The sequence below is a fragment of the Streptomyces sp. 2114.4 genome (assembly GCF_900187385.1).
Classification (GTDB): domain Bacteria; phylum Actinomycetota; class Actinomycetes; order Streptomycetales; family Streptomycetaceae; genus Streptomyces; species Streptomyces mooreae.
The window spans coordinates 6418168-6437493 of record NZ_FYEY01000001.1; the positions used below are offsets into that span (position 1 = coordinate 6418168).

Genomic DNA, 19326 nt, shown 5'->3' on the forward strand with positions numbered 1-19326 from the left:
AACAAGAGGACGCCTACGGGGCGAGGAAGGTGGCTTGCCTTGCTGCGCGGCCCCCCTCGAAGAAGTGACTTTCACCCGCTCGCATCAACGCATGACCCTTTCCAGGAACTTGGGCCCGGGAAAGTCATCGGGATCACGGGAGCGGGCCGGGCTCGTCAGCTCGATGGCGCCGGTGCAGGCCACGCGGTCCGTCACCTTTGCGCAGGCCACGGCCTGTCGCAGGTCCGAGGTGGCCAGCATGGGGCTGACGGCAAGCCCCTCGCGGCCGTGGGGGTGGGAGGTGAGGCGGGCGTCGCGGCCGACCCAGATCGATACCTTCTGTGCGCCGCCGGAGCGTGGCTGCACCTCCGACCAGACGGTTCCGCACGAGGGGCTGAACCGGAGGCGCACGGTGTAGGTGGTGTCCACGATGGTGCTCTCCGCGCGCGCGTCGCGATTGCAGCCGGGCCGCCACGGATAGCGGCCCTGGCATCGGTGGCCGTGGCACGCGGGGGAGGCATCGCCGTCCGTCCGTGCGGCCCGTGCGGGAAGCTCCACGATCGCTGCCGCCGCTCCCATGGTCGCCACCAGCGCCATCAGCGCCACCAGCGCCCCGACGGTCCGCAGCACCCCGGCGCTGTGCAGGAACGTCCGGGCCCACCCGGCGGGTTCCGCCGTGCGGCCGGTGCGTTCCTCCGGGAGGGGAGCCGCGGGCGCCGCGGACGGCGGTGTGGCCACGGGGGCCGTCCGGGCGCGGTACGCGGCGTCGTACACGGCGAGCAACTGTTCCTGATCCGCGCCCGCCACCTGGCCCAGCGCCTCGACCGCGCTGCGCGGTGGCAGCTTCTCGCCGTTGAGATAGCGGTGCCAGGCGGACTTGCTGTACGGGGTCTTCCTGGCCAGCCCGTCCAGGCTCAGACCGGTCCGTTCCTTGAGGGCGCGCAACTCTGTCGCCAAGCGGTGCGCGTCAGCATCGAGCGTGTCGGGCAGCGGCCGCCAGCGGGACACCGTGCGCCTCCCCTCACCACCTGCCTCCGGGCCGGGAGGGTCGCCTCAGCGGTCCCGGCCGGGGAGCCGGGGGTCTGTTTCCTCCCGGATGGCGGAATGTGTACCCACCCCTGGTGGCCGATGACACCCCGCGCGCACCGAACGGGATATGTCAGCTGAGCGCTTTGTCGTACAGACGGAAACCGCGGCCGCCCGCCGGGCCTTCGGTGAACCCCAGGCACAGCCGCGGTGTGCCCCCGTCCCGCAGTACGGCCAGGCCCTCCGGCTCGCGGGGCGACAGTCCCGGGGCCGTCCGCTCCCGCTGCTGCCACACCACACGTCCGGTCCGCAGATCGATGCGGTACAGCCGGGTGTTGCCGCCGGAGGACGCCGGGTTGCCCGTTCCGTACGCGCTGCCGAGGAGCTGGTAGGCGTAAGCGCCGTGGACGGCCATGCCCTGGAAGGGCAGTGCGAGGCCGGCGCCCGGCTGGGCGAAGTCGGTCAGCGGGAGGAACCAGCCGGCCCGGAACCGGTCCAGGTCGTACAGGGCGAACCTCGGTATGCCCTCCCTCTTGTACCGCAGCAGGAGTTGCCGGTGCGTCACATCGAGGGCGGGGGCATTGCTGGTGGAGCCGGGGACGGGGTGGCAGGTGCCGAGTCCGCCGCTGTCACGTTCCAGCACCTGCCCGTCCGTGAAACGGAAGCAGCACACCCCCCGCCCGTAGCCGGACGCCGGGTTGGCATCCCACTCCGTCCACAGCGTGACGCCGTCCGCGGAGTCCTCCAGCCCGATCGAGCCTCCGTGCCCGAAGCCCTTCAGGTACATGTGCCCGGCCGGGGAGCCGTCCAGGGTGAGCCGGTTCAGGCACAGATCACCGTTGCCGACGCGTTGCGCGTGGGAAGGTGCCGTTGCCTCGCCCGCCAGCCGTACCCCGCCCGCCACCACCTGCAGGGCGTAGAGGTGCCCTTTCCGTTCGTCGACGGCGAAGGACTGCAGCACCGTGGCGTGTCGCAGCCGCCCGGCGAGGAACGGCCGGCCCGCCGCGGACAGGGCGGGCGGCTTCCCGCTCGGCGCCGGTGCCGCCAGCGCCCGCCGCGCCGGTACCACGGCAGCGGCCGCCGCGCTCAGCGCGAGGCGGCACACGGCCCTGCGTCCCGGTCCCGGCCCCTGCACAGCTGTCTCTGTGACCATCACGCGCTCCAAGAGTTCGGACCGGCTGCCCGCCCGCCCCCTTGAACGGGCAGGCAGCCGGCGGTCATTGCGGTGTCACCGCGGATGGCGGCGTCAGCTGCCGAGGACCCGGCACCACGGGACCGCGCGGGAGGCGTGGACGTAGTGGGCGGAGACAAAGCCCCGGTGGTGCGTGAGCCGGTACCAGCGGTGGTTTCCCCGCACCGAGCCGCCGCGGGTCTTGCACGCGAGGGCCCGCACCCGGCCGGCGCGTACGGTGCCGACCACGCGGTAGGCGGTGTCCGGTCCCGAACGGACGTTCAGACGCGCGTCGTTCGGGGTCACCACGCGGCCGTACGCATGAGTGGTCCTCGTCGTCGCCGTGTCCTGCTGCGCGGAGTACCGGCCGGAGGCGGGGTGCGGACAGGAGTCGGCGAACGCCACCGAGGGGACCATGGCGAGGGCGGCAACCGCGGTGACCACACCGCTGCGCATCATGCGTCGAATCATCGGATTCTCCTCGGGAGATCTGCAGGTTCACCGGAGCGTGACCCTGCGTCGCTCAGCGTTTCCGACGAGTCGGCCGATGATGTGTCCCAGCCGTCCCAGGGAGAAAGTGGAACGCGCCGGCCCGCCCTGCGGCCGCCGGCAGTAGTGGCGCCCCGGCCCGTCAGCCGGCCTCAGGACCGGGCGGACGCTCCTGGCCGGCGGCGGCGTGAGCGCCGAGGCGGTGGGCCAGCTCCTGTACAAGGGTGCGCAGTTCCGCGGGGTGTTCGATGACGAACGGGCGGTCCAGAGCGGCCAGTACGGGAGGAATCCAGTCCAGTCGTTCGGCCCGGATCCGGACGCGGACCCATCCGGTGGGTTCGTCGGCCGGTGCCGGGCGGGACGGGCTGCCGGGGTGGGCCCGGCCGACGGCGGCCTGGTCGGCGTCGGCAGGGTCGGTCTCGGCAGGGTCGGTGCCGTCGGGTGCCGTCGTCACCGGGATCGTGGACAGGGTGGCGATGTCGGCCGGGAGATGGCGGCGGAGGTGCTGGACGCTGTCGTGGACGCGCAGCGACACCGTGTGTGTCCAGGGGGTCTGCGCGAGGCTGTCCAGGACCGTGGTCACCGGGTCGAAGGCCGGCGGGACGGTGAACGAGCCGGGCCGCACGGTGGCGGCGGTGATCCGGTCCAGCCGGAAGGTGCGCACCTCCCCCTCTCCGGCGGCCGGGTCCGCGCCGGTCAGGTACCAGCGCCCGGAGTGCGCCACCAGGCCGTAGGGGAGGACGGTGCGCTCACTGCCGCGGCCCTTCCGGTCGGTGTAGGTGATCGCCACCGGCCGCTGATGGAGTGCGGCCTCGGCAAGTCCCAGCAGCACGCCCGCTTCCGGTGCGGCGGCGGGGCGGGGCCGCGCGGTGAAATCGGCCGTCGCCGGCAGTGCCGCCAGCCGTCGCCCCAGGGCCTTGGGCAGGACGCGCCGCAGTTTTGCCGCGGCGCTCTCGCTCGCTGCGGCGGACGTGGTGACCAGCCCGGCCCGCTGTGCGGCCAGAAGGCCGAGCAGAACGGCCAGGGCCTCGTCCTCGGTGAGCATCAGCGGGGGCATCCGATAGCCCGGGGCGAGCCGGTAGCCGCCGTAGCGGCCACGCACCGAGTAGACGGGCACACCGAGGTCCAGCAGGTGGCCGGCGTAGCGGCGGACGGTGCGTTCGTCGACGCCGAGGCGGGCGGCCAGGTCGGGGACGGTGAGGGTGCCGCCCCCTTGCAGGATCTCCAGCAGGGCGAGCACCCGAGTGGTCGATGTGGTCACTTCGGCAAGTCTGCTGCATATACCGGGCGGGTTCTGTCCGGTATGGGTTCTAGCGTTCGAGGCGTTCCTTCATCCCGCGTCTCTTCCGACAGGCGCGTCCCTTCTGGCAGGAAGTCCCCTGATGAACCTGGTTTCGCTCCGTGTGATCACCCATGACGTCGCTCGCCTCGTCGCGTTCTACGAACAGGTCACCGGCGTTCCGGCGACCTGGTCGACCCCCGAGTTCGCCGAGCTCGTGACGGAGTCGGGCACGCTCGCGCTCGCCGGCGAGCGCACGGTGGCGCTGTTCGGTGCCGGCAGTGCCCGGCCGGCCGCCAACCGCACGGTGATCATCGAGTTCCGCGTCGCCGACGTCGACGCGGAGTACGCGCGTCTGACGTCCCTCTGCGATGAGTTCGTCCAGAAGCCGACGACGATGCCGTGGGGCAACCGCTCGCTCCTCTTCCGGGACCCCGACGGGAATCTGATCAACCTCTTCACGCCCGTCACCCCCGAGGCCGTGCGCAGGCAAGCCCGCTGAGGGCAGCCCTCAGGAGTCGTCCACCACGCGGCCGGGCGTGGATAGCACCGCACGGGGCGGGTACCGGGCAGACCGAAGATGCCGGACAGGACAAACCCTTGAGGAAGCGGAGGACTGGCGTGGCCGATGGCGTCGTCGAGCGGCGGAAGGAGCCGGCCGGACAAGGCCGGCTCTCCAGGACGGAGCAGTGGTGGCGGCGGGCCCTGGGCTCGGAGGGGTACGAGCGTCACACCGTGCTGCTGGTCGGCAAGAGCACCGTGGCCGCCACGCTCGCCTGGGTCGTCTCCTTCTACGTCCTGAACGCACAGTCGCCGGCCTTTGCACCGTTCTCCGCGGTGCTGATCATGCAGGTGACCGTGTACCAGTCACTGCTGCAGTCCTCCCGCTATGTGGCCGCCGTCGCGGTGGGCGTCGCGGTGCAGGCGGCCCTGGGCTTCCTCGGCGGTCCCGAGCTGCTGACCTTCGCGTTGGTGGCGTTGGTGGCGCTCACCCTCGGCCGGTGGCCGGCGCTCGGCGCGCAAGGCTCCCAGGTGGCCACCGCGGCGTTCTTCGCCTTCTCCACCTATGTCTCCGCCACCTCGGACCTGGAGAAGGTCACCCAGCTCGGGCAGATCATCCTGCTGGTCCTCATCGGCTGCGGAATCGGCATCCTGGTCAATGTCGCCGTGGTGCCACCCCTGCGCTACCGCAGCGCCGAGCACGGTATCCACACCCTGGCCCGTGCGCTGTGCGACCTGGTCGGCGATATGCACCCGGCGCTGCGCGCACAGGAGGTCGACAAGGAGCGCACCGGACAGTGGCGGGGCCGGGCCCAGCGGACGGAAGGGCTGGTCACCCAGGCGAGGGCAGGCCTGCACACCGCGCAGGAGAGCCTGCGCTACAACCCGCGCCGGCTGCTTGGCCGCCACCGCGGGCGTACCGGCTTCGCGGGGTACGACGCGGTGCTGGCGGCGTTGGAGCGCGTGCTGTACCAAATGGGGTCCCTGACGCGGAGCCTGGACCGGTGGAGCGAGGACGGGAGCAGCCCCCGCTCCCGGTCCTTCCTGGAGTGCTACGCCGACTTCCTGGCCTCCGTCTCCGAGATCACCGAGGTCCTGGCCGGGCTCGACGAGGACAAGCTGAACGACCAGGCTCCGCAGCTGTGCCGGCTGGCGGACCGGGCCCAGCAGTGCCGCCGGCGCGTGACCGAACAGGCCGAGCGTGACGGCCTGCCGCTCGCCGACCCGGCCCGCCCCCACGGCGTACTGGTCATCGAGGCGACCCGCCTCATGGAGGAGTTCCAGTACACCTGTGACGTACTCCAGCACCACGTGGACCACTGACGGCGGTCGCGCCGGGCTCCCACGGCCCGGGGCCCTACGGCCTCTTCCACTCCACTTCGCCCGCCGGTCCGGGTACCGCGGCCGTCGCGGGGCACACGCTTCTACGTCGACGAGACCGCTGGAGTGGTCGGCCCCCGTAGAGCACTGGGAAAGGAAGACGCGTGTCGGTCAAGGTTTCTGATTACGTCCTGCGACGGCTGCGTGAATGGGGCGTCGAACACGTCTTCGCCTACGCCGGTGACGGCATCAACGGGCTGCTCGCCGCCTGGGAACGCGCGGACAACAAGCCGGTGTTCGTCCAGGCGCGGCACGAGGAGATGGCCGCGTTCGAGGCCGTCGGATACGCGAAGTTCTCCGGCAAGGCCGGGGTGTGCGCGGCGACGTCCGGACCCGGTGCGATCCATCTCCTCAACGGCCTCTACGACGCGAAGCTCGACCACGTGCCGGTGGTGGCGATCGTCGGACAGACGCACCGCAGCGCGATGGGCGGCTCCTACCAGCAAGAAGTCGACCTGATGAGCCTCTACAAGGACGTCGCCTCCGACTTCTGTGAGACGGTCACCGTCCCCGAGCAGCTGCCCAACGTCCTCGACCGTGCCCTGCGCACCGCGTACGCGCGGCGGACCGTGACCGCGGTGATCCTTCCCGCCGATGTGCAGGAGCTGGACTACAGCCCGCCCACGCATGCCTTCAAGATGGTCCCTTCCAGCCTCGGGGTCGCCTCTTACGCGCCCGTCCCGGCGGAGGACGACCTCACCAGGGCCGCCGAGGTGCTGAACTCCGGGAAGAAGGTGGCCGTGTTGATCGGTCAGGGCGCGCGTGGCGCCCGGGCCGAGGTCGAGGAACTGGCCGATGTCCTCGGCGCCGGGGTGGCCAAGGCCCTCCTGGGCAAGGACGCGCTGTCCGACGAACTGCCGTATGTGACCGGTGCGATCGGCCTGCTCGGCACCCGCCCCTCCTATGAGCTGATGCGGGACTGCGACACCCTGCTGGTGGTGGGCTCCAGCTTCCCCTACTCCCAGTTCCTGCCGGAGTTCGGCAAGGCCCGCGCCGTCCAGATCGACATCGACCCGCACATGGTGGGCCTGCGCTATCCCTTCGAGGTCAATCTCGTCGGGGACGCACGCGCGACCCTCAAGGCACTGCTGCCGCAGCTCACCCACAAAAAGCACGGAGCATGGCGGAAGAAGATCGAGAAGGACACGGCCCGCTGGTGGGAGGTGATGGAGGGGCGTGCCGCGGTGGACGCGGAACCGATCAATCCCGAATACGTCGTGCACGCCCTGGACGCCCTCCTGCCGGACGACGTCATCCTGGCCGCCGACTCCGGCTCGGCCGCCAACTGGTACGCGCGGCACCTGCGCATGCGCGGCACGATGCGCGGTTCCCTCTCCGGCACCCTCGCGACCATGGGGCCGGGCGTGCCGTACGTCATCGGCGCCAAGTTCGCCCACCCCGAGCGGCCCGCTCTGGCGATCGTCGGCGACGGCGCCATGCAGATGAACGGCATGGCCGAACTCATCACCGCCGCCAAATACTGGCCGGGCTGGGAGGACCCCCGGCTGGTCATCGCGGTGCTCAACAACCTGGACCTCAACCAGGTGACATGGGAGATGCGGTCCATGTCGGGTGCCCCGCAGTTCCTGCCCTCACAGGCGCTGCCGGACGTGCCCTACGCCGATTTCGCCCGCTCCATCGGACTCGGGGGAGCCCGGGTGGAGAAGCCCGGCGAGGTCGAAGGGGCATGGCGCACGGCCCTGGCCGCCGACCGGCCGTTCGTGCTCGACTTCCGTACCGATCCGGCCGTACCGCCGATCCCCCCGCACGCCGAACTCGACCAGATCGAGGCCACGGCAGCCGCCATCGTCAAGGGCGACAGCGACCGCGGCGGCATGATCCGCCAGGGGATCAAGGCCAAGATCCAGGAAATGCTGCCCGGTCACCACCACAGGGACGGCCGGCCCGCGGGGCAGGACGACGCGTAGCGGCCAGACCCACGGGAACTCGAAAGGAAGAGCGGTCAGCTCGCTATGTACCGGCTGATATTCCTCGCGACCGTCCTCCTCGCCGCGACGGCGTCGGTGGTCCTGGCATCGGTGGTGTCCGTCTGGTGGTGGCTGCCGGCGGGCGTGCTGCTGTTGTTGGTGGCGACCGGGGTGTGGGACCTGCTGCAGCGCCGGCACTCGGTGCTGCGCAACTATCCGGTGCTGGGGCATCTGCGCTACCTGCTGGAGTCCGTCCGCCCGGAGTTGCAGCAGTACTTCGTCGAGCGCAATACCGACGGCCGCCCCTACGACCGCGACGTACGCAGCATCGTCTATCAGCGGGCCAAGGGCACCGAGGCCGAAGAGGCATTCGGCACCGAACGCGAGGTCTATGAGCCCGGTGCGGAATTCCTGGTGCCCTCCATGGTCCCGCGGCCGGTGCCCGAGCAGGCCCCGGTGGTCCGGGTCGGCGGACCCGGCTGCACGCGGCCCTATGACATGGCACTGCTCAATGTCTCCGCGATGAGCTTCGGTTCGCTCTCGTCCCGCGCGATCCTCGCCCTCAACCGCGGAGCGGCCGAGGGCGCCTTCGCTCACGACACGGGCGAAGGCGGCCTCTCGGAATACCATCTGCGCCACGGCGGGGACCTGATCTGGGAGATCGGCACGGGGTACTTCGGATGCCGGACGGCGGACGGCGCATTCGACGAGCGGGAGTTCGCCGCCAAAGCAGCTCATCCGCACGTGAAGTGCGTTTCTCTGAAGCTTTCCCAAGGGGCCAAGCCCGGCATCGGGGGAGTGCTCCCGGGAGGCAAGGTCAATGCCGAGATCGCCCGGGTGCGCGAGGTGCCCGAAGGGCGGACCGTCATCTCCCCGCCCTATCACCGGGTATTTGGCACCCCACGAGAGCTGGTCCGGTTCCTCGCCCGGATGCGGGACCTGGCCGGCGGCAAACCGGCGGGGTTCAAGCTGTGCGTCGGCTCGCGCCAGCAGTTTCTCGCGGTCTGCAAGGCGATGCTCGAAGAGGACGTCACGCCGGACTTCATCGTCGTCGACGGCGCCGAGGGCGGCACCGGGGCCGCTCCGCTGGAGTTCGCGGACCACCTGGGAAGCCCGCTCACGGAGGGCCTGATCACCGTCCACAACGCCCTGGTCGGCACGGGGCTGCGGGACCGCATCAAGATCGGGGCCAGCGGCAAGGTGGCTACCGGCAGCGACCTGGTCAAACGGCTGCTCCAAGGCGCCGACTACACCAACGCCGCCCGCGCGATGATGTTCGCCGTCGGGTGCATCCAGGCCCAGCGGTGCCACACCAACACCTGCCCGGTCGGCGTGACCACCCAGGACCCGCGGCGGGCCCGGGCACTGGACGTGGCGGACAAATCCGCACGGGTCCGGCGCTACCAGGAGGCCACCGTCCGCAGCGCCCTGCAGATCATGGCCGCCATGGGTGTACGGGACGCCGCCGGACTGGCTCCCCACCAACTGCGCCGCCGGCTCGATCCCCACACCGTCCGTTCCTACGCGGAGCTCTACGACTGGCTCGCCCCCGGCCGGCTCCTGGCGGACCCTCCGCAGGACTGGCGGGCGGACTGGGAGGCGGCCGACCCCGACCGCTTCACGATCTGACGAAGCCCCGTCGTGCCGCGTCGCCCGTCGCCCCTCTCCGTCTGGGTGAGCCCGTGCTTGCCTGCCGGTGCGCCGGGTACGCGCTCCCCGGGAAACGGGATCGAGTCCCGCCCCGCCTCCGGCCGCCAGGACCGGACACGGTGAACCCGGGATCCGAAGATCCCGGTGTCAGTGCAGCCCCTGGGTGTCCGGTCTGCCGGAGCCGCCGTCCGGCCCCTCGTGACCGCCTCCTGCGGCCCGTTCCTCCAGGAAGCGTTCGCTCTCCCAGGTGAGGGCGTGTTCGATCTGGATGAAGTTCAGCCCCGTCACATCGGCGAGCTCTTCCTCGTCGAGGTCGGGCTGGGCGCGCAGGGCGCGGTCGATCTTTCCCGCCCAGAGTTCCTCTTTGACGAACGGCCGCCGGCGGTAGCGCTGCCGGAGCTGGTCGAGATGGCCGGGGCTGCAGGCTGCCAGGAGCCTGTCACCGTCCTGCTCCGAGTCGTACGGGTGGATCCAGGAGGAGTCGCGCACCCGGCCGGAGACCTGCGAGGTCCGGTGGATGGCCGTGCCGCACAGGTCGCACACCCTCGGATGCGGTGTGGCCGTCGGTTCGCCGCTGTTGTCGTGCATTGCTGTCCTGGCCGTTCTCTCTGTCAGGGCATTGGCTCACGGTGCCGCGGATGACGGGCCCGGTGGGCCGGGTGAGCCGCCGGGGGCCTTGCGACGCTCCCCATGGGGCCCTGAGGCGTTCCCGCGGGAGCGGCCGTCGTGGTTCTGCTGCCCGGCCTGCGGCACCTCCACGGCCGGGCGCCCTCTCCACTTCACGCCGAAACGACCGCGCGCGCGACACGGGAGGGCCGACCAGGGCATCGGGGCCCGGCCCGCGGCACGGCTCCGGGCATCGCAGGGGAACCGGGGGCGCCTGGAGACGGCGCCGGTGCGGACCGCCGTGCAGGGGCACACGGGGAGCGGCGAGGAGGGCCCTGACCTGGCACGGAAGGCGCGAGGTGAGGTACGCAGCGACACCGTTCCCGGCCCGCGGACCGAGGAGCCGGCGGCTCTCAGACGACCAGTGCTCCCAGGAGGGCCACGCCCGCCAGGAACCAGGCGACATAGTCGCCCACATGACCGGAGTGCAGCCGCCGCAGTGGGGTGAACCAGCGTGCCGGTTCGCCGGCCGGCCGCCGTACGGCCCAAACCGCGAGCGCCGCGGCCAGGGCGGTGGACAGCAGGCCCCACAGCACGCCCGCTGCCGTCCAGTGCGGCGCGGGAGCGGTCGCGGGCTGCGCCGGCCGGCCGTACAGAACGGCCGAGAGGTAGGCACGGTGGTCGGTGAAGGAATCCGCGGCGTGCCCCACGCCGGTGCGCAGGCCGGGCACGAGTCCGATCGCCAGCGCCCCGGCGAGCAGGAGCGCCGGGACCGCGAGCATGGATTCCGGGATGCGGGTCAGGTGCCCGCCGCGGGTCTCCGGTTCCTCCGCCTTGCCCGTGGTCTCTTCCGGGGCGTCGGGCGGACGGCTACCGAGACCGAGGAACACCCGTGCCCCGGCCCGTAGCACGGCGCCGCCGGTGACCGCCGAGGCCAGGACGAACAGCGCGGTCACCCAGCCTCCCGCGGCCTCCTCGGTGACCGCCTTGCCCAGCGCGGTGCCGAACGGGGGCAGCCCGGCAAGGGCCGCCCCGCCCAGGGCGAACATGCCACCCACCCAGGGCAACTCCCGTCCCCTGCCGTGTAGTTGGTGCTCGTCGACGCTGCCGTAGCGGTCCAGCAGGATTCCCGTACAGGCGAACAGCGCCGCCTTGACGCCGGCGTGCGCCAGCACATACACGGCGACACCGCCGCTCCCCTCCGGGCCCAGCTGCGCGAGGCCGGCCAGGAACAGCCCGGTGTGCGCCACCGTGGAGTAGGCGAGCAGGCGCTTGAGGTGGCGCTGCTGCCAGCACATCACCGATCCCAGCAGGGCCGTCACGGCACCCAGGGTCAGCAGCGCCCGGTGCACGTCCGGAGCCGGGATGCCGCCGGGGCCGGCGAAGACGGTCCAGTAGACCCGGGCCGTCCCGTACACGCCCAGTTCGACCATCACCCCCGACAGGAGCATGCACACCGGAGTCGGCGCCACCGCGTGCGCGTCGGCGAGCCAGAAGTGGAACGGCACCGCGGCGGCCTTGACGAGCAGTCCGGTGGTGATGAGGACGAAGGCGGCGATCACCAGCGCGTCCGGACCGTCACCGGCCCGCGCGTCGAGCGCCCGGCCGATCTGGGCGAGGCCCAGTTCGCCGGTCCGGGCGTAGAGCAGGGCGATGCCCGACAACATGGCGTACGCGCCCAGGGAGTTGACGATCCCGAACACCAGGCCGCCCTGGACGGCGCGTGCCTCCTCGACCCGGTAGCCGGTCAGGGCGTACGCGACCACGCTCATCAACTCGAAGAAGACGAAGGCGTTGAAGAGGTCGCCGGTCAGGACGAAGCCGCACATGCCCGCCTGGAAGAGCAGCACGAGTGCGGGGAAGGAGCCGGCATGGCGGTGCGGGGGTTCGTCGAAGTACCGCCAGGCGTAGGCGAGCGAGGCCAGCACCAGCAGCGAGACCAGTGTGGCGAGCCCGAGGCCGATCCGGTCGCCGACCAGCACGATGCCCACGCTCACTCCGTGGTGCGGCTGCCAGCCCCCCACCCACTCGACGGGCAGCGCCTGGGACCACGGGGTGGCGGCCGCGGCGAACAGGGCCAGGGCCGCGGCCCCCGCGGCGAACGACAGGGCCAGCACCTCGGCGGCGTACCGCGGCAGCCGCCGCCCCGCTCCCACCAGCACCGCGGCGCCGAACATCAACACGGCCACGATCAGCGGCAGACTCCGCGCGGCGGTCACCCCCGCAGCTCCGAGAGCTCGTCGGGATCCACCGTCCGGTGCCGCTTGGCGATCTGGATCACCAGGGAGAGCAGCAGCGCGGTGACGGTCGCCCCGATGACGATGTCGGTGAGGGTGAGGGCCTGGACGACGGGGTCCACGACCGGGCGCGAGCCAGGGGCGATATCGGAGAAGACCGGCGCGGTGCCGCCCTTGCGGTAGCCGATGGCGAGCAGCAGCACATACGTCGAGGCCTGGCAGACCGCGAGGCAGCCCACCGCGTGAATGAGGTTGCGGCTGGTGGCCAGCCCGTAGCAGCCGATCAGGAACAGCCACCCCGCCAGCACATACGGCAGTACGTTCACGCCGTACCCTCCGCCCCGGTGTCCCGTGGTTCCTCTTCGATCTCCACCGCCTGGTCCAGGAAGCGCGCCAGCAGGACCACGACACCGGCCGCCACCTCCACCCCGATCGCGGCATTGAGCAGGGGGACGGTGCCGCCGGAGGCGAGGGTGTTGAAGGTGCCCCGGGGCAGGAAGTTGGTCAGGAAGGCCGCACCGGTCAGCAGCGCGGCGGCACCCAGCAGGAGGTATCCGGCCTCGCCCGCGGCGTCCGCCACCTCGTACCGGCCGACCGGGCGGATCCGCTCCAGCGCCCGGTAGTCCACGGCGATGTAGAGCAGGTGCAGGGAGGTCGCCACCACCACCCCGCCCTGGAAGCCGCCGCCGGGGCTGAGCTGGCCGTGGGCGACGACGTACAGCCCGATGAGCAGGGTGACCGGCAGGGCGAGCAGCGCGTAACGGCGCACCTGCGGGGCCACCCGGACCGGCCGCGGCGGCCGCCGGTCCTCCTCCCGGGTCTGCCGCAGCAGCACCACGGTGCCCAGGACGGAGCCGAAGAGGATGGATTCCTCGCCGAGGGTGTCCAGTGCCCGCTGGTCGAAGTTGACCGAGGAAACGGTGTTGGCGGTGTGCCGGGCGAGGGCGGCGTCCACCGCCCGGCCACCGTAGGGGTGCCACGCCCCGCCGAACGCGGGCAGAGCGCGACAGGCCAGCAGGTACAGCACGGCTGTCCCCAGGCCCCCGGCGATCAGCACCCACAGGCGCATCCGTGTGCTCACCCGGACTCCTCCCGGCGCTCGCCGCGGGCCTTGCGGCGCACCGTGCGTACGGTCAGCAGCACCATCAGCGGCGTCAGCACGGAGCCGACCGCGAGCTGGGAGAGCGCGACATCGGGCGCCTGCAGCAGCAGGAACAGCGTGGCGAGCGCCAGGCCGAACAGCGACATCACAAAGGACTGTCGTACGGGGTCGCGTACGAGCACGGTCCCGGTCCCGGCCGCGGCCACCAGCAGCAGGCCGAGCAGCAGGGGCAGCTCGTCAGCCATCGTGTGGTCCCTCCGTGGGGGCGCCGGGCCGGGGTCCGGCCGTGGCGGCGGCGTGCACCGCGCGGGTGGTGCCCCGGCTGCCGAGCACCAACAGGGCCCCGATGACCAGGAGTTTCCCCAGGGCCCGGCCGGGGCCGGTGACGAGGCACAGGGGCAGCAGCACCGCCGGCACCGCCAGGTAGTTCAGGGCCGTCACCGCACGCAGCGCCCCCGGCCGCGGCGGCCGGTTTGCCAACTGGCCGGCGAGCAGCCGTACATAGAGCAGGGTCCCGGCCGGTCCGAGCACCGCGAGCACCAAGGCCGTGTCGATGTAGGCCGTGCGGCAAAAGCCCTGGGCCAGCAGGAGGAAGACCAGGCACAGCAGGGTGCCGGTCAGGTTCTGTGCGGGCACTCGGCGGCGGACCGGGCCGCTCGCCGCGGCCCACGCGGCCGGCGCCACCATGCAGAGCAGTAGGGCGGCGCCCGCGGCCGTCCAGGCGTTCACCGGGCACCCGCGGCTCGCCGGGCGCGGCACGCGACGGCCGCCGCGATCAGTCCGGCACCGGCTCCGACCAGCCACTCCAGGGTGTCCACGGGGCCGATCAGCACCATCCACAGCAGCGTCAACGCCGCCCACCACAGGAGCAGTTCGGCCCCCGTCACCAGCCGTCGCGCCACCGTGTACGCACCTCCCGCCGACCGGTTACCCGGCCCACAGGCTCACATGCGCCGGCCCGGAGACCCCGTCACCGCGCCGCGGATTACCTCCGTCGGGGGTGCGGCAGGCCGGCACCGGGCCCGCCGCCGGCGACGGCCCCGGACCGTAGCCGGCGACAGTAACCCCTTGACCACCCGCGCGCTCCCGCCTCGATCAAACTCCGGGCGTCCTCGGCACGGCTCTACCATGGCGTGCGTGAGAAGCGATCCGGACAGTGCGCGGCGACCATCGAGTGTGCGGGCGCACGGAGTGCAGCAGTGGTGGGCGTCCACCGTTCGTCCCCTACAGGGGGAGCTCCTGGATCTCTCCCCACGGCCGCTGCCGACTCTCCACCGGGCGCGCAACCGGGCGGTCCGCCAGCTCCCGCTCGTCCTCGCGGGGCTGTTCACGCTCTACCTCGTCGTGCCGGGAGCGGACGTGGTCGCCGAGCGGCTGCAGATGCCGTGGCCGGTGCCGGTGCTGCTCGCCTGCCTCCAGGCGGCGTCCGTACCGCTGAGCCTGGCCCGGCCGGTGGCCGCCTGGTGGCTGTCGCTGGTGGCCATGGTGCCGTTCCCGCTGTTGCTGGTGGCGCTGGGGGCCCCGCCCGCCAGGGACACGCCCTGGCCGTGGACGGAGCCGGGGTTCCTGGCGCACCTGGCCGTGACGCTCATCGTCGCCTGGCGGGTCAGCGCCCGGCTGTTCGTCACCCAGTGGCTGCTGACCCTGCTCGTCGGCGGAGCGCTCGCGGTGGTGCTGCGGCCCGCGGGAGCGGGGCAGGGGCTGTACGCGTTCGGGATACTGTCCGGCGTCGGACTGCTGCTGCTGGCCGCCGTGCGCGGACGCAGGGAAGCCCAGCGGCAGCTGCGACGGCAGGAAAAGCTCACCGAGATCGAGCGGTTCCGCCGCACGCTGCTGGAGGAACGGGCCCGCATCGCACGGGAACTGCACGATGTCGTGGCGCACCACATGTCCGTCGTCGCCGTGCAGGCGGAGGCCGCGCCGTACCTCGTCGCCGATCCGCCGGAGGCGATGCGCGAGAGCTTCGGCAGCATCCGGCACAATGCGCTGGCCGCCCTGACCGAACTCCGCCACGTCCTGGGCATGATGCGGTCCGACGACCCCGGTGCGCGCGGCGAGGACGGGAAGTATGTGCCGCAGCCGACCCTGGACGACCTCGGTGAACTGGTCGGCAACGTACGGGCGGCCGGGCTGACCGTCGAAACGGACATAGCCGGCACCCCGCGGGCCCTGCCCCCGCATGTCGAACTCTCGGCGTTCCGTATCACCCAGGAAGCGTTGAGCAATGTGCTGCGCCACGCACCGGGCGCACAGGTCCGGGTGGAGCTGACCTACGGGGAGGCGGAACTCGGGGTGCAGGTGACCAACAGCCCGGTCGCCGCCACCGCGCGGCGCCAGAGCGGCAACGGACACGGTGTCCTCGGCATGCGCGAGCGGGCCTCCATGCTCGGCGGCACCCTGCATGTGGGGCGCATGAGGGACGGATGGTTCGAGGTACGGGCCGTGCTGCCCACCGGCCGGAGTGAGGACTCATGACGATTCGCGTGCTGATCGCCGACGACCAGGCGATGATCCGGGGGAGCTTCGCGGTCCTGCTCAACGCGCAGCCGGACATCGAGGTCGTGGGGGAGGCGGACAACGGCGCGGAAGCGGTCCGTCAGGTGGCCGAACACGCCCCGGACGTCGCGCTGATGGACATCCGGATGCCGGAGCTCGACGGCCTGGAGGCCACCCGCCGCATCACCGAAAGCGGCAGCCTCACCAAGATCCTGATGCTCACGACCTTCGATCTGGACGAGTATGTGTACGAGGCACTGCGCGCCGGGGCCAGCGGCTTCCTGCTCAAGACCTCCTCGGCCCACGAACTCGCCGCCGCCGTACGCACCATCGCCACCGGCGGTGCCCTGCTCGCCCCGACCGTCACCAAGCGCCTGATCGAGGAGTTCTCCAAGCGGGGCGCACCCCGCGCGCCCCGCCGGGACCGGGTGGCGGATCTGACCGAGCGGGAGACACAGGTGCTGTGCCTGATCGCCCAGGGACTGTCCAACGCCGAGCTCGCCGAGCAGCTGGTCATCGCCGAACAGACCGTGAAGACCCACGTCGGGCGCATCCTGGTCAAGCTGCGGCTGCGCGACCGTACACAGGCGGCGGTGTACGCGTACGAAGCGGGGCTGGTGGTCGCCGGGGAGTGAGCGCCCCGCCCCCCCCGGCGCCGGGGCAGGGCGCCTCCGACGGGCCCCGCGGGGTCCCCGGCGGCGGTTGTGCGTCCCGTGCGCACAGCGCCGGGCGGGGCGATAACCCCGGGGTTGCGAAGCGATATCTCGCCAATAATGCGGCGTCCTAGCGTCGTTACCGGCCATTGCACAGATGCTGAAGAGCGTCCGGACGGACGTTCGCGATGGAAGGTAACGCGAGTGAAGGTTCGGCAGGACGGGCAGCACAGCCGGCCCGCACAGTGGCACACGACTGCCGACCCGGTGACGGACCGGGAATTCTGGCAGCGCGTGCTCGCCGAGGGCAGCTATACGCCCGTACCCCGGTGGTCCGGCGAGCACACCGCGCCGGGCGTCGTCGCCGAACACCGGACGGCCCTGTCGGCCGCGACCGCACAGGCGGTGCGGCGGCTGGCGGACGACCTCGCCACGGACCCCCCCGCCGTGCTCCTGGCCGCCTGCGCACGGGTGCTGGCGGCGCTGACCTCCGACTCCGCCGTCGTGGTCGGCTACCTGGGCGCCGACGGCCCGGCGCCGCAGGCGCTGCCCTGCCCGGTGCCGGTGGCCGACGGCCCGTGGCGGGACCTGCTGCACACCGCCGCCCGCGCCGCCGCGGCGGTGACCGGCCGGCCGGCCGCGGCCCTTGCGGAACTGCGCGCCGAGACCGCCGGCGCCCCCGCCCTCTTCGACACACTCGTGGTCGCGGGCCGGGCCCCGCGCGCGGACGACCTGGCCCCCGAGACCGTGCTCGCGGTGGGCCTGGACACGACCGGTCCGCAGCCGGAACTCGTCCTCGGCCATCGCCCCCGCGCGCTCGACGCCGACCAGGCCGGGCGGATCTCCGGCTATCTGCTGGCCGCCCTGGACACGCTCACCCGCCGGCCCGAGGCGGACCACCACACATGGAGCCCGGTCTCCGCAGCGGAGACAGCCCACCAGCTCGACGGGCTGGCCGGCCCCCGGCGCGAGCTGCCCGACCGCCGGGTCCACCAGCTCTTCGAGGAACAGGTCCGGCTGCGTCCGCAGGACATCGCCGCCGAACAGGGCGAACGCTCCTGGACCTACCGCGAGCTCAACGCCCGCGCCAACCGCATCGCCCACGCGCTGCGCGCCCGGGGCCTGCGCGACGAGAACGCCGTCGCCGTGGTCAGCGAGCGCAACCTGGAATGGCTCGCGGCCGTGCTCGGCGTCCTGAAGGCGGGCGGTGTCTACCTCCCGGTGGAGCCGCACTTCCCCGCGGGCCGGATCGCCGACATGCTCACCCGCAGCGAGTGCCGCCACGTACTCGCCGAACGCGAGGCCTGCGCCGGGCTGCCCGAGGCGCTGCGCGCCGCCCCCGGCGCCGTCGCGTACCACCTCGACGACGTGCTCGCCGCTGACCACCCGGACACCGATCCCCAGCTGCCCGTCGCCGCCTCGCAGGGCGCGTACATCTACTTCACCTCCGGTTCCACCGGCAAGCCCAAGGGCGCGCTGTGCGAGCACGCCGGGTTCCTCAACCACCTCCTCGCCAAGATCGAGGACTTCGGGGTCCGCGAGGGCGGGGTGGTGGCGCAGAGCGCACCGCAGTGCTTCGACATCTCGCTGTGGCAGCTGGTCGCCGCCCTCGCCGTCGGCGGCCGCACCCGCATCATCGAGCAGGCCGCCGTCCTGGACGTGGCGCGCTTCGTCGAGACGCTGGAGCGCGCCCGCGTCGAGGTCGTCCAGGTCGTCCCCTCCTACCTGGAGGTGGTGCTGACCGAACTGGAGCGCCACCCCCGCGAACTGCCCCACCTGCGCTGCGTCTCGGCGACCGGCGAGGCCCTGAAGAAGGACCTGGTGGCACGCTGGTTCGCCACCTTCCCCGACGTCGCACTGGCCAACGCCTACGGCTTGACCGAGACCTCCGACGACACCAACCACGAAGTCATGCGCGCAGTGCCCGAGCAGGCGTCGGTGCCGCTGGGCCGTCCGATCCCCGGCGTGCGGATCTACGTCGTCGACGAACTGCTGCGTCCGGTGCCGCTCGGCTCGTCCGGCGAGATCGTCTTCTCCGGTGTCTGCGTGGGCCGCGGCTACGTCAACGACGAGGAGCGCACCCGCGCCGCGTTCGTCCCCGACCCGTACCGGCCCGGCGCCCGGATGTACCGCTCCGGGGACTTCGGCCGCTGGCTGCCGGACGGGCGGCTGGAGTTCCTGGGCCGCCGCGACGCCCAGGTGAAGATCAGCGGCTTCCGTATCGAGATCGGCGAGGTGGAGAACCAGCTGCTGCGGGTGTCCGGGGTGCGCGACAGCGCCGTCGTCATCACCGGCGAGGGCGAGCACAAGCAGCTGGTGGCCTTCTACTCCGCCGCCCAGGAGCTGCCTGCGCAGACCGTCGGCAAGGAGCTGGGCGCCGCCCTGCCCGCGTACATGGTCCCCGGCCGCATCCACTATCTGCCCGTCCTGCCGCTCACCGCCAACGGCAAGATCGACCGCAAGGCGCTGGCCCGTACGGCAGATGAACTCGGGGCAGTGGAAGGGGAGTTCCAGCCACCCCGCACGGACCACGAGCGCACGCTCGCCGCACTGTGGGCGGCCGCCCTCAAGCTCCCCGCCGACACCATCGGCCGGGACACCCACTTCTTCGAGGCCGGCGGCACGTCGCTGGCCATGCTGCGGCTCGCGGTCGCCCTGGACCGCACGGTGACCCCCGCGGAGCTGATGAGCCGGCCGGTGCTCGCCGACCTCGCCGCCCTGCTGGACGAGCGGGCCGCCGAGGCCGCCCCGGCCGTCTGACGCCGGCGGGCGTCCGCCCCTCCCTGACCGGCCCCGGCGGCCGGACCCACCTCCTCCTCCTGCGTACCG

At 72.3% G+C, this 19326-nt stretch carries 18 protein-coding genes; 7 read left to right on the forward strand and 11 right to left on the reverse strand.

Annotated features, from left to right (window positions below):
- Positions 1-84: 84 nt before the first annotated feature.
- From CFW40_RS28225 to CFW40_RS28240, 4 genes are all read right to left on the reverse strand, one after another.
- Positions 85-987 carry an XRE family transcriptional regulator gene (locus tag CFW40_RS28225; protein WP_088800652.1) on the reverse strand — a complete coding sequence of 301 codons (903 nt, stop codon included), beginning with the start codon at positions 985-987 and terminating at the stop codon, positions 85-87.
- A gap of 151 nt (positions 988-1138) precedes the next feature.
- On the reverse strand, positions 1139-2158 hold the full coding sequence (locus tag CFW40_RS28230) for a teichoic acid biosynthesis protein C (RefSeq protein ID WP_143034532.1): 1020 nt from the start codon (positions 2156-2158) through the stop codon (positions 1139-1141).
- A 93-nt stretch (positions 2159-2251) separates the two neighbouring features.
- Positions 2252-2647, reverse strand: a complete 396-nt coding sequence (locus CFW40_RS28235) for an SH3 domain-containing protein (RefSeq protein ID WP_088800654.1) — start codon at positions 2645-2647, stop codon at positions 2252-2254.
- A 160-nt stretch (positions 2648-2807) separates the two neighbouring features.
- Complete coding sequence (locus CFW40_RS28240) at positions 2808-3926, reverse strand: YafY family protein (RefSeq protein WP_088800655.1); 1119 nt, start codon at positions 3924-3926, stop codon at positions 2808-2810.
- 121 nt (positions 3927-4047) lie between these two features.
- Here CFW40_RS28240 and CFW40_RS28245 point away from each other — a divergent pair, with 121 nt between their 5' ends.
- The 4 genes from CFW40_RS28245 (at position 4048) to CFW40_RS28260 (ending at position 9382) form a co-directional block, all read left to right on the forward strand.
- Positions 4048-4446: a VOC family protein gene (locus CFW40_RS28245; protein WP_088800656.1), complete on the forward strand. Its 399-nt coding sequence runs from the start codon at positions 4048-4050 to the stop codon at positions 4444-4446.
- 119 nt (positions 4447-4565) lie between these two features.
- A complete protein-coding gene (locus tag CFW40_RS28250) occupies positions 4566-5768 on the forward strand; it encodes an aromatic acid exporter family protein (protein WP_088800657.1) in 1203 nt (400 codons plus the stop codon).
- Positions 5769-5929: 161 nt separating this feature from the next.
- Positions 5930-7753: a thiamine pyrophosphate-requiring protein gene (locus tag CFW40_RS28255; RefSeq protein ID WP_088800658.1), complete on the forward strand. Its 1824-nt coding sequence runs from the start codon at positions 5930-5932 to the stop codon at positions 7751-7753.
- Between the two features lie 45 nt (positions 7754-7798).
- Positions 7799-9382: an FMN-binding glutamate synthase family protein gene (locus CFW40_RS28260; protein ID WP_088800659.1), complete on the forward strand. Its 1584-nt coding sequence runs from the start codon at positions 7799-7801 to the stop codon at positions 9380-9382.
- Positions 9383-9550: 168 nt separating this feature from the next.
- On the opposite strand, the gene CFW40_RS28265 is transcribed toward CFW40_RS28260, so the two are convergent.
- From CFW40_RS28265 to CFW40_RS37275, 7 genes are all read right to left on the reverse strand, one after another.
- Positions 9551-9991, reverse strand: coding sequence for a hypothetical protein (locus CFW40_RS28265; RefSeq protein ID WP_088800660.1), 441 nt, complete (start codon positions 9989-9991; stop codon positions 9551-9553).
- Between the two features lie 431 nt (positions 9992-10422).
- A complete protein-coding gene (locus tag CFW40_RS28270; RefSeq protein ID WP_088800661.1) occupies positions 10423-12228 on the reverse strand; it encodes a complex I subunit 5 family protein in 1806 nt (601 codons plus the stop codon).
- Positions 12225-12572, reverse strand: coding sequence for a sodium:proton antiporter (locus CFW40_RS28275; RefSeq protein ID WP_088800662.1), 348 nt, complete (start codon positions 12570-12572; stop codon positions 12225-12227). The genes CFW40_RS28270 and CFW40_RS28275 overlap by 4 nt, the downstream gene beginning before the upstream one ends.
- Positions 12569-13327, reverse strand: coding sequence for an MnhB domain-containing protein (locus tag CFW40_RS28280; RefSeq protein ID WP_088800663.1), 759 nt, complete (start codon positions 13325-13327; stop codon positions 12569-12571). The genes CFW40_RS28275 and CFW40_RS28280 overlap by 4 nt, the downstream gene beginning before the upstream one ends.
- Positions 13324-13593 carry a DUF4040 domain-containing protein gene (locus tag CFW40_RS28285; RefSeq protein ID WP_088800664.1) on the reverse strand — a complete coding sequence of 90 codons (270 nt, stop codon included), beginning with the start codon at positions 13591-13593 and terminating at the stop codon, positions 13324-13326. The genes CFW40_RS28280 and CFW40_RS28285 overlap by 4 nt, the downstream gene beginning before the upstream one ends.
- Positions 13586-14077: a monovalent cation/H+ antiporter complex subunit F gene (locus tag CFW40_RS28290; protein WP_088800665.1), complete on the reverse strand. Its 492-nt coding sequence runs from the start codon at positions 14075-14077 to the stop codon at positions 13586-13588. The genes CFW40_RS28285 and CFW40_RS28290 overlap by 8 nt, the downstream gene beginning before the upstream one ends.
- Positions 14074-14250 (reverse strand): hypothetical protein, encoded by a 177-nt coding sequence (locus CFW40_RS37275; protein WP_176956365.1) that lies wholly within the window; start codon positions 14248-14250, stop codon positions 14074-14076. The genes CFW40_RS28290 and CFW40_RS37275 overlap by 4 nt, the downstream gene beginning before the upstream one ends.
- Before the next feature lie 235 nt (positions 14251-14485).
- On the opposite strand from CFW40_RS37275, the gene CFW40_RS28295 reads away from it, so the two are divergent.
- The 3 genes from CFW40_RS28295 to CFW40_RS28305 all read left to right on the forward strand — a co-directional run bounded on the left by CFW40_RS28295 (position 14486) and on the right by CFW40_RS28305 (position 19257).
- A complete protein-coding gene (locus CFW40_RS28295) occupies positions 14486-15823 on the forward strand; it encodes a histidine kinase (RefSeq protein WP_256331249.1) in 1338 nt (445 codons plus the stop codon).
- Positions 15820-16479 carry a response regulator transcription factor gene (locus tag CFW40_RS28300; RefSeq protein ID WP_088800667.1) on the forward strand — a complete coding sequence of 220 codons (660 nt, stop codon included), beginning with the start codon at positions 15820-15822 and terminating at the stop codon, positions 16477-16479. Before CFW40_RS28295 ends, CFW40_RS28300 begins: the two co-directional genes overlap by 4 nt.
- 222 nt (positions 16480-16701) lie before the next feature.
- Positions 16702-19257: an amino acid adenylation domain-containing protein gene (locus CFW40_RS28305; protein WP_256331248.1), complete on the forward strand. Its 2556-nt coding sequence runs from the start codon at positions 16702-16704 to the stop codon at positions 19255-19257.
- Positions 19258-19326: the final 69 nt, after the last annotated feature.